At 55.5% G+C, this 15,916-nt stretch carries 13 protein-coding genes; 11 read left to right on the forward strand and 2 right to left on the reverse strand.

The window, feature by feature from the left end; genetic code table 11:
* Positions 1-88: 88 nt before the first annotated feature.
* Positions 89-1,012, reverse strand: a complete 924-nt coding sequence (locus H6A34_RS10240) for a rhomboid family intramembrane serine protease (protein ID WP_205105435.1) — start codon at positions 1,010-1,012, stop codon at positions 89-91.
* Between the two features lie 212 nt (positions 1,013-1,224).
* Between H6A34_RS10240 and H6A34_RS10245 the strand changes: the two genes are divergently transcribed.
* From H6A34_RS10245 to H6A34_RS10290, 10 genes are all read left to right on the forward strand, one after another.
* Positions 1,225-1,497: an HU family DNA-binding protein gene (locus H6A34_RS10245; RefSeq protein ID WP_021947237.1), complete on the forward strand. Its 273-nt coding sequence runs from the start codon at positions 1,225-1,227 to the stop codon at positions 1,495-1,497.
* Positions 1,498-1,826: 329 nt separating this feature from the next.
* Positions 1,827-3,350: a GH3 auxin-responsive promoter family protein gene (locus tag H6A34_RS10250; protein WP_021948703.1), complete on the forward strand. Its 1,524-nt coding sequence runs from the start codon at positions 1,827-1,829 to the stop codon at positions 3,348-3,350.
* Positions 3,351-3,438: 88 nt separating this feature from the next.
* Positions 3,439-5,358, forward strand: a complete 1,920-nt coding sequence (locus H6A34_RS10255) for an Ig-like domain-containing protein (protein ID WP_239480836.1) — start codon at positions 3,439-3,441, stop codon at positions 5,356-5,358.
* An 83-nt stretch (positions 5,359-5,441) separates the two neighbouring features.
* Entirely contained in the window at positions 5,442-6,263 is an 822-nt protein-coding gene (locus tag H6A34_RS10260; RefSeq protein ID WP_021948705.1) for a DUF3108 domain-containing protein, read from the forward strand.
* A 1-nt stretch (position 6,264) separates the two neighbouring features.
* Entirely contained in the window at positions 6,265-7,140 is an 876-nt protein-coding gene (bla, locus tag H6A34_RS10265; RefSeq protein ID WP_205105436.1) for a class A beta-lactamase, read from the forward strand.
* A gap of 117 nt (positions 7,141-7,257) precedes the next feature.
* The gene (miaB, locus tag H6A34_RS10270; protein WP_205105437.1) at positions 7,258-8,634 is read left to right on the forward strand and encodes a tRNA (N6-isopentenyl adenosine(37)-C2)-methylthiotransferase MiaB; all 1,377 of its coding nucleotides are present in this window, start codon (positions 7,258-7,260) and stop codon (positions 8,632-8,634) included.
* A gap of 356 nt (positions 8,635-8,990) precedes the next feature.
* Positions 8,991-11,600 carry a calcium-translocating P-type ATPase, PMCA-type gene (locus H6A34_RS10275; RefSeq protein ID WP_205105438.1) on the forward strand — a complete coding sequence of 870 codons (2,610 nt, stop codon included), beginning with the start codon at positions 8,991-8,993 and terminating at the stop codon, positions 11,598-11,600.
* On the forward strand, positions 11,597-12,196 hold the full coding sequence (locus H6A34_RS10280) for an HAD family hydrolase (RefSeq protein ID WP_205105439.1): 600 nt from the start codon (positions 11,597-11,599) through the stop codon (positions 12,194-12,196). Before H6A34_RS10275 ends, H6A34_RS10280 begins: the two co-directional genes overlap by 4 nt.
* Before the next feature lie 97 nt (positions 12,197-12,293).
* A complete protein-coding gene (locus H6A34_RS10285; protein ID WP_021948249.1) occupies positions 12,294-13,202 on the forward strand; it encodes a bifunctional riboflavin kinase/FAD synthetase in 909 nt (302 codons plus the stop codon).
* A 35-nt stretch (positions 13,203-13,237) separates the two neighbouring features.
* Complete coding sequence (locus H6A34_RS10290; protein ID WP_205105440.1) at positions 13,238-14,041, forward strand: CPBP family intramembrane glutamic endopeptidase; 804 nt, start codon at positions 13,238-13,240, stop codon at positions 14,039-14,041.
* 82 nt (positions 14,042-14,123) lie between these two features.
* Here H6A34_RS10290 and H6A34_RS10295 read toward each other — a convergent pair whose 3' ends face one another.
* Complete coding sequence (locus H6A34_RS10295; protein WP_205105441.1) at positions 14,124-14,699, reverse strand: sugar O-acetyltransferase; 576 nt, start codon at positions 14,697-14,699, stop codon at positions 14,124-14,126.
* Positions 14,700-14,954: 255 nt separating this feature from the next.
* On the opposite strand from H6A34_RS10295, the gene H6A34_RS10300 reads away from it, so the two are divergent.
* The gene (locus H6A34_RS10300; RefSeq protein ID WP_239480835.1) at positions 14,955-15,767 is read left to right on the forward strand and encodes a 4Fe-4S binding protein; all 813 of its coding nucleotides are present in this window, start codon (positions 14,955-14,957) and stop codon (positions 15,765-15,767) included.
* Positions 15,768-15,916: the final 149 nt, after the last annotated feature.

Below are 15,916 nucleotides of genomic sequence, written 5' to 3' on the forward strand. Positions count from 1 at the left end.
AACGCTGACTTTCAGTTCTTCACTCTTCACTTAACAAGCCATTTGTCTTAACTCCTTTACTCCATAACTCCTTAACTCCTTTCATAAACTACTTTCCTCCTTCGAAGAGCTTGCGCTTCTCCTCTTCCGTCAGGCTGTCGTATCCGCTGCGGCGCACCTTGTCGAGAATGCGGTCTATCTCGTCCTGCTCGGCTTTCTTGCGGGCGTTGTAGTCCCAGTCAGACTCGCTCCTTGTTTCGTCCTTACGGTCCCACCGGTTGCTCTTCTTGTGCGTGCGCCGCTCCCAGTTGTCCTTCATCCGGTCGAAGAACTGCTGTCCGCGCGAGCGCCCGTAGTTGCCTCCGCCGGGATGGTTGCGCCAGTACCTTATCATTATATATCCGAACAGGGCGCCACCGAGGTGGGCGAAGTGTGCCACGTTGCTGCCGCTCGTGCCAAGGGCCGAGAACAGGTCGATGGCGATGAATATGCATACCATCCACTTGGCCTTTATCGGCACGGGCAGGGGGAATATGAACATGCGCTGCTCGGGGAAGAGCATGGCGAAGGCCAACAGTATGCCGTAGATGGCTCCCGAGGCTCCAACGGTAGTCCAGGCGTTAAGCTCGTAGCGGTAAGCGTGCGCCACCTGCAAAAAGTCGTCAAGCCCGAAACCGGCTATCGCGCTGTTCATCAGCGAGTAGAACTCGCCGAACTGCGCCATCATCTGTATCACTCCGGCGCCCACTCCGCACGCGATATAATAGAATAGGTATTTCCTTGGGCCCCACACGCTCTCCACGACGCAGCCGAACATCCACAGCGTGAACATGTTGAAGAGGATGTGCGTGAAGTTGGCGTGCATGAACATGTACGTCAGCAGCTGGTAAAAGTGGAAGTCGGACGCCAGGAAGAAGTGCAGTCCGAGCACGTTGTTAAGGTCAATGCCCCATCCCTCGAACACGATGAGGGCCAGGAACATCAAGACGTTGATAATCAGCAGATTCTTTGTTATCGGAGGAATTCTGAACATATCCAAATTATTTTATGCGTTTATATAAACCGTGGCAAAAGTACGAAAAATATCCGTTACCCGGCATAAAATCGTTTGTTTACCAACTTTTTTTCATTAAATTCCTCACTTTTTTTTATTTTTTGTTTGACAAATGAAATGAATGGACTATATTTGCGAGGAAAATGTACCGAAACAAATTAAATCGATTAATATTTTAAATAAACTGAATCATGAACAAAACAGAACTTATTGAAAAAATAGCAGCAGGCTCAGGCCTGCCTAAGACAGAGGCAAAGAAGGCTCTTGACGCAACAGTTGCAGCAATTAAGGACGCGCTCGTAGCAGGCGACAAGATTTCGCTCGTAGGCTTCGGAACGTTCAGCGTGAACGAGCGTCCCGCCCGCGAGGGTATCAATCCCGCGACGAAGGAGAAGATACAGATAGCAGCCAAGAAGGTGGCAAAGTTCAAGGCAGGAGCCGAACTCAACGACGCACTCAACTGATAAGCTGCTCAACGCAGTCTCAAGGGCGGGCAGGCGGTAAGACATTTACCGCCTGCCCGCCCTCTTTTCATACCCATGTGGCCAATGCCTCGCCGCCGGCCACCCATCGCCCGCACGCCGCCCGGCGGAAGCCACGAACCGGGCCATGCCGCAAAAGGCGGCCTCCTGCCGCGCGAAAGGCCGTCTTTAAGACCGCGAAAGGGCACCTTTTACCGCGCGAAAGGCCACCTATTGAAAACGAGGCGCATATCTGCTAAAAAACGTGAAAAACTTACCGTATTCGAAAAGTTTAGCTTAAATTTGCACTCTCAACATCTGATAACATCAAGATGAGCATTACAAGCATAGCAAGAAACTTCTTCGCGCCAAGGCTGAAAGAGCTCGAGCGGTACGCCACCGACGCGGCCGCGATACAGCAGCGCATGCTGCGCTACCTGACAACCAACGCGAAGTACACCGAATACGGGCGCCGCTACATGTTCGGCAACATACAGTCGTACGACGCCTTCGCGGCCAACGTACCCCTGAACACCTACGACGACCTCAAGGACTACATCGACCGCATGCGCCACGGAGAAGCCGACGTGCTGTGGCCGGGAGTGGTAAAATGGTACGCCAAGTCGTCAGGCACCACCAACGACAAGAGCAAGTTCATACCCGTAAGCCGCGAGGGCCTCAAGCATACACACTACCAGGGAGGCACGGACGCCGTGGCCATCTACCTTGGCAACAACCCCGAAAGCCGCATGTTCGACGGCAAGGGCCTCATCCTGGGCGGCAGCCACTCGCCCAACTACAACCTGCCGGGCAGCCTCGTGGGCGACCTCAGCGCAATATTGATAGAGAACATCAACCCGCTGGTCAACCTCGTGCGCGTGCCGAAGAAACAGACCGCCCTGCTCAGCGACTTCGAAGTGAAGCGCGACCGCATAGCCCGCGAGACCATGCACAAGAACGTGACCAACCTCAGCGGCGTGCCCTCATGGATGCTGTCCGTGCTCACGCGAGTGATGGAACTGACGGGCAAGACGCACCTTGAGGAAGTATGGCCCAACATCGAGGTGTTCTTCCACGGCGGAGTAGCCTTCACGCCATACCGCGAGCAGTACCGCAAGCTCATCACCTCGCCACGCATGCACTACATGGAAACGTACAACGCCAGCGAAGGATTCTTCGGACTGCAAAGCAACCCGACTGACCCGTCCATGCTGCTAATGCTCGACTACGGCGTGCTGTACGAGTTCATACCCATGGAAGAGTTCGGGAAAGAAAACCCCACGGTACTCCCCCTCGAGGGCATAAGCACTGGAGTGAACTACGCCATGGTGATATCCACGCCCTGCGGGCTATGGAGATATATAATAGGTGACACCGTAAGGTTCACCTCCGTCAACCCATACAAGTTCGTAATCACAGGCCGCACAAAGAGCTTCATCAACGCCTTCGGCGAGGAGCTGATAGTCGACAACGCCGAGAAAGGACTTGCCGAGGCCTGCCGCAGCACCGGAGCCGAGGTCAGCGAGTACACCGCCGCGCCCGTATTCATGGACGGCGAGGCCAAGTGCCGCCACCAATGGCTCATAGAATTCGCCAAGGAGCCCGGCAACATTGAAGAGTTTGCCGGCATACTCGACCGCAAGCTCCAGGAAATCAACAGCGACTACGAAGCCAAGCGGTACAAGAATATCACGCTGCAACACCTTGAGATAGTCAAGGCACGCCAGGGCCTGTTCAACGACTGGCTGAAGTCTAAAGGCAAGCTGGGCGGACAGCACAAGGTGCCACGCCTCAACAACAACCGCGACATCATGGAACAGCTGCTCAGGCTCAACAACACCAAGAATGAAGATTGACCGGACAATAAAATCATATTTGGCCCACTGGGCTAATCTGGCTGATTTGGCCAATAGGACTAATAAGCCACATAAGCCCTACAACAACATGCAATGGCTGCTCTTCGCAGTCCTTGCAATAGTATGCTCGTGCGCCAAAATGGGGCAGCCTGACGGCGGATGGTACGACGAGACACCACCGGCGATAGTAAGGACGTCGCCCGCCGACCAAGGAGTAAACATCAAGGCAAAGAAAATAAACATATACTTCAACGAATACATACAGGTAGACAACCCCACCGAGAAAGTCGTAATATCACCACCACAGATAGAACAGGCAGAGATAAAGCCCTCGGGCAAGAAGATAGAAGTAGAACTGAAAGACTCGCTCAAGCCCAACACCACATACACGATCGACTTCTCCGACGCCATAAGCGACAACAACGAGAACAACCCCCTGGGCAACTATACGTTCACATTCTCCACCGGCGACCATATCGACACCATGCAGGTAGCCGGATATGTACTCAACGCCGAGAACCTCGAGCCCATCAAGGGCATTCTCGTAGGCCTGTACAACAACCTCAGCGACACAATATTCACGAAAGAGCCAATGCTGCGCGTATCGCGCACGGACAGCCGCGGACACTTCGTAATAAAGGGCGTCGCGCCCGGAGACTACAGAATCTATGCCCTCCAGGACGCCGACAACAACTATTACTTCAACCAGAAAAGCGAGCAACTCGCCTTCACTCACGACATAATAACGCCGACCTTCAAGCCGGACATACGCCAGGACACGCTCTGGAGAGACTCGCTGCACATCGATTCGATAGCCCGTGTACCGTACACTCACTTCCTGCCGGACGACATTGTGCTGCGTGCCTTCACCGAAGTGCAGACAGACCGCTACCTCATCAAGTCGGAACGCAACGAGCCTGACCACTTCACGCTGTTCTTCAGCTACGGTGACAGCCTGCTGCCGCAAATAAGAGGGCTCAACTTCAATGAGCATGACGCCTTCATAACCGAACTTTCAGAAAAGCGCGACACCATCACCTACTGGCTGCGCGACACCATGCTGGTAAACCAGGACACACTGCGCATGGAGCTGAAATACATGGCCACCGACACGCTCGGCGTACTACGCCTCCAGACCGACACGATGGACATCCTGTCGAAGCAACCATACGAGAAGCGGATGAAGCAGAAACAGGACAAGTACGAGGAATGGAAGAAAAAACAGGAACGCGCCAAGAAGCGCGACAAACCCTATGAGACGGAAATGCCGGCAGAGCTTCTCGAGCCGAAATACAACGTCGCCTCAGAGCCCGACCCTGACCAGAACATAACCATAGAAATGCCAGCGCCATTGGCAAAGGTCGACACTTCATGTGTACATCTTTACTCCAAGTACGACACGTTATGGTACCGCTCGCCCTTTGTGCTGCGCCCCAAGGAGGGGGTCAACCGCACCTACGAGCTTCTCGGAGAGTGGCGGCCAGGCATAGAGTACAGCCTCGAAATCGACACCATGGCCTTTACGGACATCTATGGCAAGACAACCGCGCCGTTCAAGCAGGGATTCAAGGTAAAGACTGAAGACTCTTACGCCACGCTAATGTTCGACATAACGGGCATGGCAGACACTACCGTAGTCGTACAATTGCTCAACACGTCGGACGCGATGGTGAAAGAAACCTCCACGACAAACGGCAGAGCCGAGTTCTACTACATCAAACCGGGCACATACTACGCCCGTATGTACGTAGACTCGAACAAAAACGGTAAATGGGACACTGGCGACTACGCTGCCGACAGACAGGCGGAAACCACGTATTACTATCCCGAAAAGATAGAATGCAAGGAGAAGTGGGACCTTACGCTGACGTGGAACCCCATGTCGCGCAGCCTCGACCGGCAGAAGCCTTTGGAGATAACCAAGCAGAAACCGGAGAAGGAAAAGACCATAAAACGGCGTAACCAGGAGCGCGCCAGCAAGCTCGGAATACCGTATCCGGGAATGTAACGCCACGACGGCAAGCGCCGACGGATGTACCGCAGACAGCCAGGAACCACGCCGAACAGCGCCAACTTCAAAACCACAATATTATGAAACATCTCAGACTCTTCCTGTTCACAGCCGCCCTGCTGGGCATGGCATGTGCAGCCGGCACGGCATCGGCACAGTGCACGTTCAAGAACACGGCATTCAAGCCAGGCGAGTTTCTGTCGTACAACCTGTACTTCAACTGGAAATTCGTATGGGTAAAGGTAGGCACGGCGTCGATGTATGTCGTACAGAGCAAGTATAACGGCCAGAGCGCCTACCGCGCCAGCCTGACAACAAGGGGCAACAGCAAGATGGACAAGATATTCGTAATGCGCGACACGCTGCTATGCTATTCGTCGCTCAACATGGAGCCGCTCTATTACCGCAAGGGAGCGCTCGAGGGAAAGCGCTACACCGTGGACGAGGTATGGTACAAGTACCCGGGCGGCAAGTGCAGCATTACGCAGAGCAGGCTGCACAAGGACGGCAGCCGTAAAAGCCGTTCGCTCACTCCCGACCAGTGCGTATTTGACATGATGAACATATTTCTGCGCGCGAGAAGTTTCGACCTTGACAGCTGGAAGAAAGGCCATGTGGTTGATTTCCCCATCGTCGACGGCAACAGCGTTAACCCGGCAAAAATCAAGCTGCTCGGGACGAAGACCGTAAAGGCCGACAACGGCGTGAAGTACCGCTGCCTGGAGCTGTCGTACACGGAAAAAGAGAAGGACGGCTGGAGGGAGATTGCGCGGTTCTTCGTCAGCGACGACTCCAACCATGTGCCCATACGGCTTGACATGTTCCTGAAGTTCGGGTCGGCAAAGGCATTCCTTACGAGCATGAGGGGCGTTAAAAACCCTATCAAATCACAAGTGAAATAAGATGAGATCATTCATTACCGCAATGCTGGCAGCTCTTCTGCCGGCATTTTGCATGGCGCAGACAACCGAAGAGGAAATAACCGACATCATCAACGGAAAGCCTGCCAAAGTGGGTGTGGCGTGGATTGTTGACGGCAAGGAGCACTCCGTGAACAACGCCGATTGCTACCCTCTGATGAGCGTCTTCAAGCTGCACGGGGCAATAGCCGCGCTGAGGCAGATGGAGCGCCGCGGCACGCCTACCGATACATTGGTGCGTATCAACGCAAGCCAGGTTACCAGGAACACGTACACTCCAATGCTTGAGCGTTATTCCGAAAGCGGTTTTACGATACGTTTCGACAGTCTTTTGCAGTACAGTGTTGCCGAGAGCGACAACAACGCTTGCGACATCATCATCTCGATGGCGGGCGGAATGGAGGGCGTCAACGCCGAAATGCGCGCCATAGGGCTGGCGGATTACAGCCTGTCGGAAACCGAAATCTCGATGCAGGCCGACCCCATGCGCTCCTACGACAACTGCTCCACGCCGCTGTCAGTGGCCATCCTCTTCAAGAAACTTTTTGAAGAGAACATTCTCGGAGAGCCTTACGCCACGCTGCTGAAGCACATCCTAATCTCTACAACCACCGGACAGGACAAAATAAAGGCGGCACTTGAGCCGGGAATGCTCATCGCCCACAAGACCGGTACTGGCTTTACGCTGGACGACGGCACGAAGATTGCCGACAACGATGCGGGCGTTGTGTTGTTGCCCGACGGCCGACGGATATACATATCAGCGCTGGTCAAGGATTCAAAATTGGGCTCAAAGGAGAACGCAAAGCTGATAGCTGACATGGCAAGGATTATAATCAGGGACGCAGTGAAGAAGTAAGGAGGGAAGCCATAAGAATAAAATAGGAGATAAACATGTACTGACGGATAACCGAGAGATTATAAACGTGGCTTTATCGGGCCTATTTCTCCCATAACTCCCATCATCAAAAGAACAATGAAAAAACTATACATAGAAACCTACGGCTGCCAGATGAACGTGGCCGACAGCGAGGTCGTGGCCTCGGTAATGAAGATGGCGGACTATGAAATGTGCCAAGACATAAGCGAGGCCGACGCCGTATTCCTCAACACGTGCAGCGTACGCGACAACGCAGAGCAGAAGATACTTAACCGCCTTGAAGCCCTCAACGCCATGCGGCACGGCGGAAGGAAGCTGATAATAGGAGTGCTCGGATGCATGGCTGAGCGCGTCAAGGCCGACCTTATTGATAACCACCATGCCGATTTAGTAGCAGGGCCTGACGCTTACCTCACCCTACCCGACCTCATTGCCCAGGCCGAGACGGGCCTCAAGGCTATAAACATAGAGCTATCCACGACGGAAACATACCGCGACATAGTGCCACAGCGCATCTGCGGCACACATGTGGGCGGCTTCGTGAGCATAATGCGCGGCTGCAACAACTTCTGCCACTACTGCATCGTGCCGTACACGCGCGGACGGGAGCGCAGCCGCGACCCCGAGAGCATTCTCCGCGAGGTGGCCGACCTGCACTCGCGCGGCTACAAGGAGGTAACGCTGCTCGGGCAGAACGTGAACAGCTATTTTAGTGAAGAGCCAAAAATGAAAAATGAAACATCCGAATGTATTGACACGACGGATGATAATGCAATGCAAAAGGAAGCTTCACTCAACTTTCCACAGCTCCTCGCCCTCGTGGCAGAGACGTTCCCCGACATGCGCGTGCGCTTCACCACGAGCCACCCGAAGGACATGAGTGACGAGACGCTGCGCGTCATTGCCTCGCACGACAACGTGTGCAAGCACATCCACCTGCCCGTGCAGAGCGGCTCTGACCGCATTCTCAAACTGATGAACCGCAAGTACACGCGCGAGTGGTACATGGGCCGCGTGGAGGCGATACGGCGCATCATACCCGACTGCTCGATAACCACGGACATCTTCGTGGGCTACCACAGCGAGACGGAGGACGACCACCGCATGTCGCTGTCGCTAATGGAAGAGGTAGGATACGACTCCGCCTTCATGTTCAAGTACAGCGAGCGCCCCGGCACCTACGCCTCAAAACACCTGCCCGACGACGTGCCAGAGGATGTGAAACTGCGCCGCCTCGACGAAATGATACGCCTGCAGACACGCATATCGGCCGAGCGCAACGCCATGGACGTAGGCAAGGAGTTCGACGTTCTGGTAGAGGGCTTCAGCAAGCGCAGCCGCGAACAGCTGTTCGGGCGTACCTCGCAGAACAAGGTAGTAGTGTTCGACAAGGGCACTCACCACATCGGCGACACCGTGCGAGTAATGGTAACGGAAAGCTCGAGCGCAACGCTTAAGGGCAAGGAAGTATGATCCGGGTGGCCGGCTTGTACATGCAAGCCAGCCAAGACAACATCCATCATTATACAAAAGACGGCCTTTTACAATGCGAAAGGCCGCCAATTACAAGCCAAAAGGCCGTCTTTCGCGACATGAAAGACGGCCTTTTGTAATTCAACAGGAATTTAGGTATAAGCCAGGCGGCCGCGACACGGCCACGGAAACGCCGGGGCAGCGCCCCGCCGAGCCCGCGACAGGGAGCGGCTGCGTGCGCATAAAATATGGAAAGATACGTTAAAAATGCGTGATAATGCACGTTTGCGACGACTTATGTCGGCTATTTATATTAAATTTGCAACCGATATTAACTTAATCGTTTTTTCTGTTAAATGAGCAATGAGATTAACCCGCTGTACAGCAATCTGCGCGGATTGACCGACAGCGAAGTGTCAAAGAGCCGCCAGGAACACGGCGAGAACACACTAACTCCTCCGAAGAGGACTCCTTTATGGAAATTGTACCTTGACAAATACAAGGACCCTATCATCAAAATCTTACTCGTAGCGGCGGTAATCTCGCTGGCCCTGGCTTGCATCAACGGCGAGTTTATCGAGAGCGTGGGCATTATCCTGGCCATCGTCCTGGCCACGACAATCGGCTTCTGGTTCGAGATGGACGCGGCAAAGAAGTTCAACGTGCTCACCGCCCTTGGCGAAGAGTCGCCCGTAAAGGTGCGCCGTGACGGCAAGGTAGTGGAAGTGGCGCGCAAGGACATCGTCGTGGGCGACGTCGTAATCATCGAAGTGGGTGACGAGATACCCGCCGACGGTACGCTGATAGAGTCTACCGACCTGCAGATTGACGAGTCGTCGCTCACCGGCGAGCCGATAATCACCAAGCATGCCGACCCCGCGAAGAACGACACCGAGGCCACTTACGCCTCGTCGAAAGTGCTGCGCAGCACGATGGTTATGAACGGACGCGGCACGTATCAGGTTACCGAGGTGGGCGATGCGACCGAGATTGGCAAGGTGTCGCGCGCAAGTACCGAGATAACGGCTGTCAAGACGCCGCTCAACCTGCAGCTCGACAAGCTGGCAAAACTCATCAGCAAGTTCGGTATCGGCATATCCGTAGCCGCCTTCATCATATTCCTCACCCGCGACATAGTGCTTGATTCGGAAGGCATTTGGGCGTCGACGGACTATCTGCGTATGGCCGAGACGGTGCTGCAATACTTCATGATGGCCGTAACGCTGATAGTTATGGCCGTGCCCGAGGGCATGCCTATGGCCGTAACACTGAGCCTCGCGCTCAACATGAGGCGCATGCTGAAGAACAATAACCTTGTGCGCAAGCTGCACGCCTGCGAGACAATGGGCGCCGTTACGGTAATCTGCACCGACAAGACGGGTACCCTTACGCAGAACAAAATGCAGGTGGCCGACATGAAACAGTACGATGCTGACGACGCGCTTTTCCGCTCGGCAATAGCCCTGAACACCACCGCCCACCTCGACGAAGAGGGCGGCAAGGGTATTGGTAACCCGACAGAGGTCGCGCTGCTGCTGTGGCTTGAGAAGAACGGAGTTGACTACCGCGCCCTCCGCAAGGACGAGGACATCGAGGCGCAGCTGCCGTTCTCTACTGAAAGAAAGTACATGGCCACCATCGGAAAGATAGGCGGCAAACGCATATTGATGGTCAAGGGCGCGCCCGAGATTGTGGCTTCGTTCTGCGACATCACCCCCGAGGCACGCCAGGAGATAGGCGACCGCCTGCGCGGATACCAGAACCAGGCCATGCGTACGCTGGCTTTCGCCTACCGTGTGCTGGCCGACGGCGAGCAGGCCGACATGACTGCCGTTGCCGCAGGCCCCAAACTGACGTTCCAGGCCGTAACAGCCATCAGCGACCCGATACGCCTTGACGTGCCCGACGCCGTGAAACAGTGCGTCAGCGCGGGAATTAACGTCAAGATAGTAACCGGCGACACGTCGGCAACGGCCATCGAGATAGCCCGCCAGATAGGCATTTGGAACGCCGAAACGCCAGCCGAGGCGCAGATAACTGGTCCCGACTTCGCCGCCCTGAGCGACGACGAGGCATACCAGCGTGTGGCCAAGCTGCGCGTGATGAGCCGTGCGCGGCCTACCGACAAGCAGCGACTTGTCAACCTGTTGCAGAAGCGCGGCGAGGTAGTGGCCGTCACCGGCGACGGCACCAACGACGCCCCGGCGCTCAACCACGCTCATGTGGGGCTGTCGTTAGGCTCGGGAACGTCGGTTGCCAAGGAGGCGAGCGACATGACTTTGCTTGACGACTCGTTCGGAAGTATCGTCAACGCCGTGATGTGGGGCCGCTCGCTCTACCGCAACATACAGCGCTTCCTTTACTTCCAGCTTATCGTCAACGTTACCGCGCTGCTGCTTGTGCTCGGCGGTTCGGTAATAGGCACCGAGCTTCCGCTCACCGTTACCCAGATACTTTGGGTCAACCTGATTATGGATACGTTCGCAGCGCTTGCCCTTGCGTCGCTTCCTCCGTCGCGTGAGGTCATGAAGGACAAGCCGCGCAAGCAGTCGGACTTCATCATAACACGCGGAATGGCGCAGGGAATCATAATCATAGGCCTGGCGTTCTTCGCCGTGCTGTTCGCGTTCCTGATACATTGCAACCAGAGCGCAGGCGACTTGCACGTACACGAGCTGTCCATATTCTTCACCACTTTCGTGATGCTGCAGTTCTGGAACCTGTTTAACGCCAAGTCGTTCGGCTCCAACCATTCTGCCTTCCACGCCTTCACCCACGACAATGGGCTGCTGCTCGTGCTCGCGATAATCCTCGGCGGACAGTGGATTATCGTCACTTTCGGCGGCAAGATGTTCCGTACCGACCCGCTGTCGCTGCAAGAGTGGCTCGTCATCATCGCCGCCACGTCGCCCGTGATGTGGATTGGCGAGATATGGCGGTGCATAAAGCGCGTGATTAATAAATGATAAAGAATATAATATTCGATTTCGGCGGTGTCCTCGTCGGCCTTGACAGACACAGGTGCACGGACGCCTTTGCCAGGCTCGGAGCCGGGGCCATCGCCGGATACGTTGACGAATGCCGGCAGGAAGACCTGTTCCACGAACTGGAAGTGGGCGCTATCGGCATTGCCGAATTTTGCGAAAAGGTGCGCCGGGCGTGTCCCGGATGCACGGCGACTGACGCCGAAATCAGCGGCGCATGGGGCGCCCTGCTCACCGGAATACCTGTGGTGAAGCTGGAACGGCTGGCAGAATTGAAGGAGAAATACCGTCTCGTGCTGCTCAGCAACACCAACCCGATACACTGGAGGAAGTCGGTGAGCGACTATTTCACCGCCTCAGGCAAGACGGTTGACTACTATTTCGAGCGCACTTTCCTGTCTTACGAGATGCAAATGCTTAAACCCGACGAGGCGATTTTCCGCCAAGTGCTCTCCGAGACGGGCTTCAACGCAGCCGAAACGCTATTCATCGACGACTCTGAAGCCAACTGCGCGGCTGCACGGAGAGTAGGACTCGAGGCCATGCACTCCGCTGCCGACGAATGGCTTAGACTATGATTGCAGCCGTGCCGAGCGCAATACGCCGTGCAGGAAACGGGCTAATGCCGCCCGATATGCCGCCACAGGCATGATGATTGACTATAAAACGTGAACAATGAACAGCAACTACGTAGCCACAATAGGATTCTTTGACGGCGTTCACCGTGGCCACCGCTACCTCATCAGCAACGTTATCGACACGGCGAAGCGTGAGGGCAGGCAGTCGATGGTTATCACCTTCGACAGCCATCCGCGCCTCGTGCTCCACAAAGAGTACCGCCCCAAACTGCTCACCACGGCCGAGGAGAAGCGCCGCAGGCTCGAGGCAACGGGCATAGACCGCTGCGTAATGCTGCACTTCGACGGACAGATGGCGGCCCTCTCGGCGCATGACTTCATGCGTGACGTGCTGCGCGACAGCCTCAACGTGGGCAAGCTGATTATCGGTTACGACAATCGCTTCGGCCATGACCGCGCCGAAGGTTTCGACGACTACGTAAGATACGGCCGCGAACTGGGCATTGACGTTGTCCAGGCGGACGCTTTCAGGCTGAACGGAGTGCAGGTAAGCTCGTCCGTTATACGCTCGTTCCTCTCGGCAGGCGAGGCCGATATGGCCGCGATGTGCCTCGGTTACCACTACACACTGGCAGGAACGGTGACACAAGGATACCACGAAGGCCGCAAGCTGGGCTTCCCTACGGCCAACATCAGGCCGTCAGACGAGCTGAAACTCGTGCCCGAACGCGGCGTGTATGCCGTGAAAGTAAGGCTCGACTCATCACCGATACAGCTTGACGGCATGATGAACATAGGCACGAGACCTACCTTCGACGGCACCGAGACGTCGCTCGAGGCCAACATCTTCGACTTCGACGGCGACATATACGGCCACGACATGGAGGTGGCTTTTTACCACCGGCTGCGCGAGGAACGCAAGTTCGCCTCGGTAAACAAGCTCGCCGAACAGCTAAGGCACGACCGGGAGGAGGCCATGAGAATATTTGAAAAGGTAAAAAAGTAAAAGGGTAAAAAGGTAAAAATCAAAAAACAAGGAATATGAAGAAAACAATTCTATACCTGTTCGGCTTCCTGCTGATACAGTTCGCCCTGTCATGGATTGTCTACGCGGCATGGCTTCTCGCCACGGGCAGCAGCCAGGAGTACGTCATGAGCGTGTTCGGAGGGGCACACCCCGAGGCCATCACAGCCCCGATGATGATACTCGCGTCGGCCCTCTCGGGCGCGGCCACAATCGCGGTGTTCGTATGGCGCAAGTGGGCAGTCATGTCGCCGGCCTACCTCAGGCAGCGCCACTGGGACGTATTCTTCTGGTGTGCCGTAGCCTCCCTCGGCACGATAATACCCTCGATATGGCTGCAAGAGCAAATGCCGGCCATGAAGGACTACATGGCAGACTCGTTCACGGCCATCATGACCAACGATTACGGCTACTTCGTGCTGTGCCTCCTCACGCCGTTCGTAGAGGAGATGGTGTTCCGCGGAGCAATACTGCGCACCCTGCTCTGCTCCGTAAGCAACCACTGGGTGGCAATACTCATCTCGGCAGCGCTCTTCGCCGTCGTGCATCCCAATCCCGCGCAAATGCCGCACGCCCTGCTCATGGGCCTGCTGCTCGGCTGGATGTACTACCGCACGGGCAGCATACTGCCTGGAGTGGTGCTCCACTGGGTCAACAATACCGTGGCCTACGCCGTCACCATACTGTTGCCGGCAAGCAACGACATGACGCTCAGCCAGCTATTCGGCGGCAACCAGACCAGCGTAATCCTCTCAATAGTGTTCTCGCTGTTCATCTTCCTGCCCGCCATCTACCAGCTGAACATGAGGATGAAGCGGTAAACGTGTCGGCCAAAAGATAAACATAAAAGCGGAAGCGGCATAAAAGAGTTAATTCCTTTTATGCCGCTTCCGTTTTGTTTCTTTACTCCCCGTCGGTCTTTATATCCTTCATTTTCCTTGCGGGCACGCCGCCCACGACAGTGTTTGCCGGCACGCTGCGGGTAACCACGGCGCCGGCGGCCACGATCGAGTTGTCGCCTATCGTGACGCCCGACAGTATAGTCGAGTTGGAGCCTATCCATACGTTGCGGCCAACGGTGATTGGCGCGGGCACCGTGTACTTGCGGAGCCGGGGCTCAATGCCGTGGTTGAGCGTGGCGAAGACCACGTTATGGCCTATCTGGCTGCCCTCGCCGATGGTCACGCCGCCGTGGTCCTGAAAGTGGCAGCAGGCGTTGATGAACACGCCGGGGGCTACATGGATGTTGCGCCCGAAGTCGGTATAGAACGGCGGAAACACGCGGAACGTGTCGGGCACCTCATAGCCGAACAGCTCGGACAGCAGCGCGCGCACCTCGTCGGGCGTGTGGTAGGCCGTGTTGAGACGGAACGTCAGCCGGCGGGCCTCGTTGCTCGCCTCGTCCATAAACCTGTGTATCTCCTCCGTATCGAGAGGTCTGCCCGCATTGGCAACCTCCAAGAATTCTTCAAGTGTCATGTTTTTATGTTTTATTTCAAAATCCTGTGCAAAGGTACTGATTATCGCGCTTACGGCGAAATATGTATAAAGGCTGTTTCAATACATTTTACTGATTTTTCGCCCAACGGCCGCCGCCGTAAGATTTTTACTCTTATATTTATGCCACGAATATAGGATTCTGCTCGGCAACGCCATGTTAAAAACTTTGGCCATTTTCTTGACATTGCGCTAACCTTTCACTATTTTTGCATAGCGAACAACATTCAAGACATTATGGACATAAGAAACATTCACCTGGTTTACTTCAGCGCGACATTCACGACGCGCAAAATCCTGAGGGAGATAGCCCGAGTGATGGGCGGAAACGTAATCGAACACGACATAACATGCGACCGACCGTCGGCCAAAGTAATGGTTGACGGAGAGCATGACGTGCTCGTAGCGGGCGCGCCCGTGTACGCCGGACGCGTTCCACGGCAGGCAGCCGAGGCGCTGAGAGCCTTCAGCGGCAACGGCGGACCAGCCGTAATAGCCTGCGTTTACGGCAACCGCGACTATGACGACGCCCTCGCCGAACTGCAGGACATCGTCGACCGACAGGGATTCAAGACCGTGGCGGCAGGCGCATTCATCGCCCGCCACTGCATCTTCAACGACGTAGCAGCCGACCGTCCCGACACGGACGACATGCGCAAGATAGACAATTTCGCAACGGAATGCGCCCGCCTGCTGGCCTCAACGCCCGACGTCTCCGCCCTGCCCGAGCCCACCGTCAAGGGCAACCGCCCGTACAAGGAAAGCAAGGCCCTGCCCCTGTTCCCATCGGCCGACGCCGAGCTGTGCGACGGCTGCCAGACATGCGCACGTCAATGCCCCGCAGGCGCGATACCGGAGGAGTCGCCATGCCAAACCGACGGCGACAAGTGCATATCCTGCGGACGGTGTACGGTAATATGCCCACGCCACGCAAGAGCGTTCAGAGGCATGCCCTACGAACAGATTGTGGACAAATTCGTAAAGGCCAACGCCGTCCGCCGCGAACCTGAAACATTCTTTCCAGCCCCCGTCAACGGCCCAACGGCATGACGCCCTGTCTTGTCCTGGCAAAAGTTGACACATTTATGAACAATAAAAAATGTGTAAAACAATGCGAAAGAATCCAACAAAGTACAGCGAGGAGTTCAAATTGAGCGTCCTTCGTGACTATTACTCGTCAGGCATGAGCAAGCGCAAGT

This window comes from Marseilla massiliensis (assembly GCF_016899855.1).
Classification (GTDB): Bacteria; Bacteroidota; Bacteroidia; order Bacteroidales; family Bacteroidaceae; genus Prevotella.

Coding starts and splice junctions, on each gene's coding strand:
- H6A34_RS10240 (WP_205105435.1), bottom strand. CDS start 1,012: ATGTTCAGAATTCCTCCGATAACAAAGAATCTGCTGATTATCAACGTC.
- H6A34_RS10245 (WP_021947237.1), top strand. CDS start 1,225: ATGAACAAAACAGAACTTATTGAAAAAATAGCAGCAGGCTCAGGCCTG.
- H6A34_RS10250 (WP_021948703.1), top strand. CDS start 1,827: ATGAGCATTACAAGCATAGCAAGAAACTTCTTCGCGCCAAGGCTGAAA.
- H6A34_RS10255 (WP_239480836.1), top strand. CDS start 3,439: ATGCAATGGCTGCTCTTCGCAGTCCTTGCAATAGTATGCTCGTGCGCC.
- H6A34_RS10260 (WP_021948705.1), top strand. CDS start 5,442: ATGAAACATCTCAGACTCTTCCTGTTCACAGCCGCCCTGCTGGGCATG.
- bla (WP_205105436.1), top strand. CDS start 6,265: ATGAGATCATTCATTACCGCAATGCTGGCAGCTCTTCTGCCGGCATTT.
- miaB (WP_205105437.1), top strand. CDS start 7,258: ATGAAAAAACTATACATAGAAACCTACGGCTGCCAGATGAACGTGGCC.
- H6A34_RS10275 (WP_205105438.1), top strand. CDS start 8,991: ATGAGCAATGAGATTAACCCGCTGTACAGCAATCTGCGCGGATTGACC.
- H6A34_RS10280 (WP_205105439.1), top strand. CDS start 11,597: ATGATAAAGAATATAATATTCGATTTCGGCGGTGTCCTCGTCGGCCTT.
- H6A34_RS10285 (WP_021948249.1), top strand. CDS start 12,294: ATGAACAGCAACTACGTAGCCACAATAGGATTCTTTGACGGCGTTCAC.
- H6A34_RS10290 (WP_205105440.1), top strand. CDS start 13,238: ATGAAGAAAACAATTCTATACCTGTTCGGCTTCCTGCTGATACAGTTC.
- H6A34_RS10295 (WP_205105441.1), bottom strand. CDS start 14,699: ATGACACTTGAAGAATTCTTGGAGGTTGCCAATGCGGGCAGACCTCTC.
- H6A34_RS10300 (WP_239480835.1), top strand. CDS start 14,955: ATGGACATAAGAAACATTCACCTGGTTTACTTCAGCGCGACATTCACG.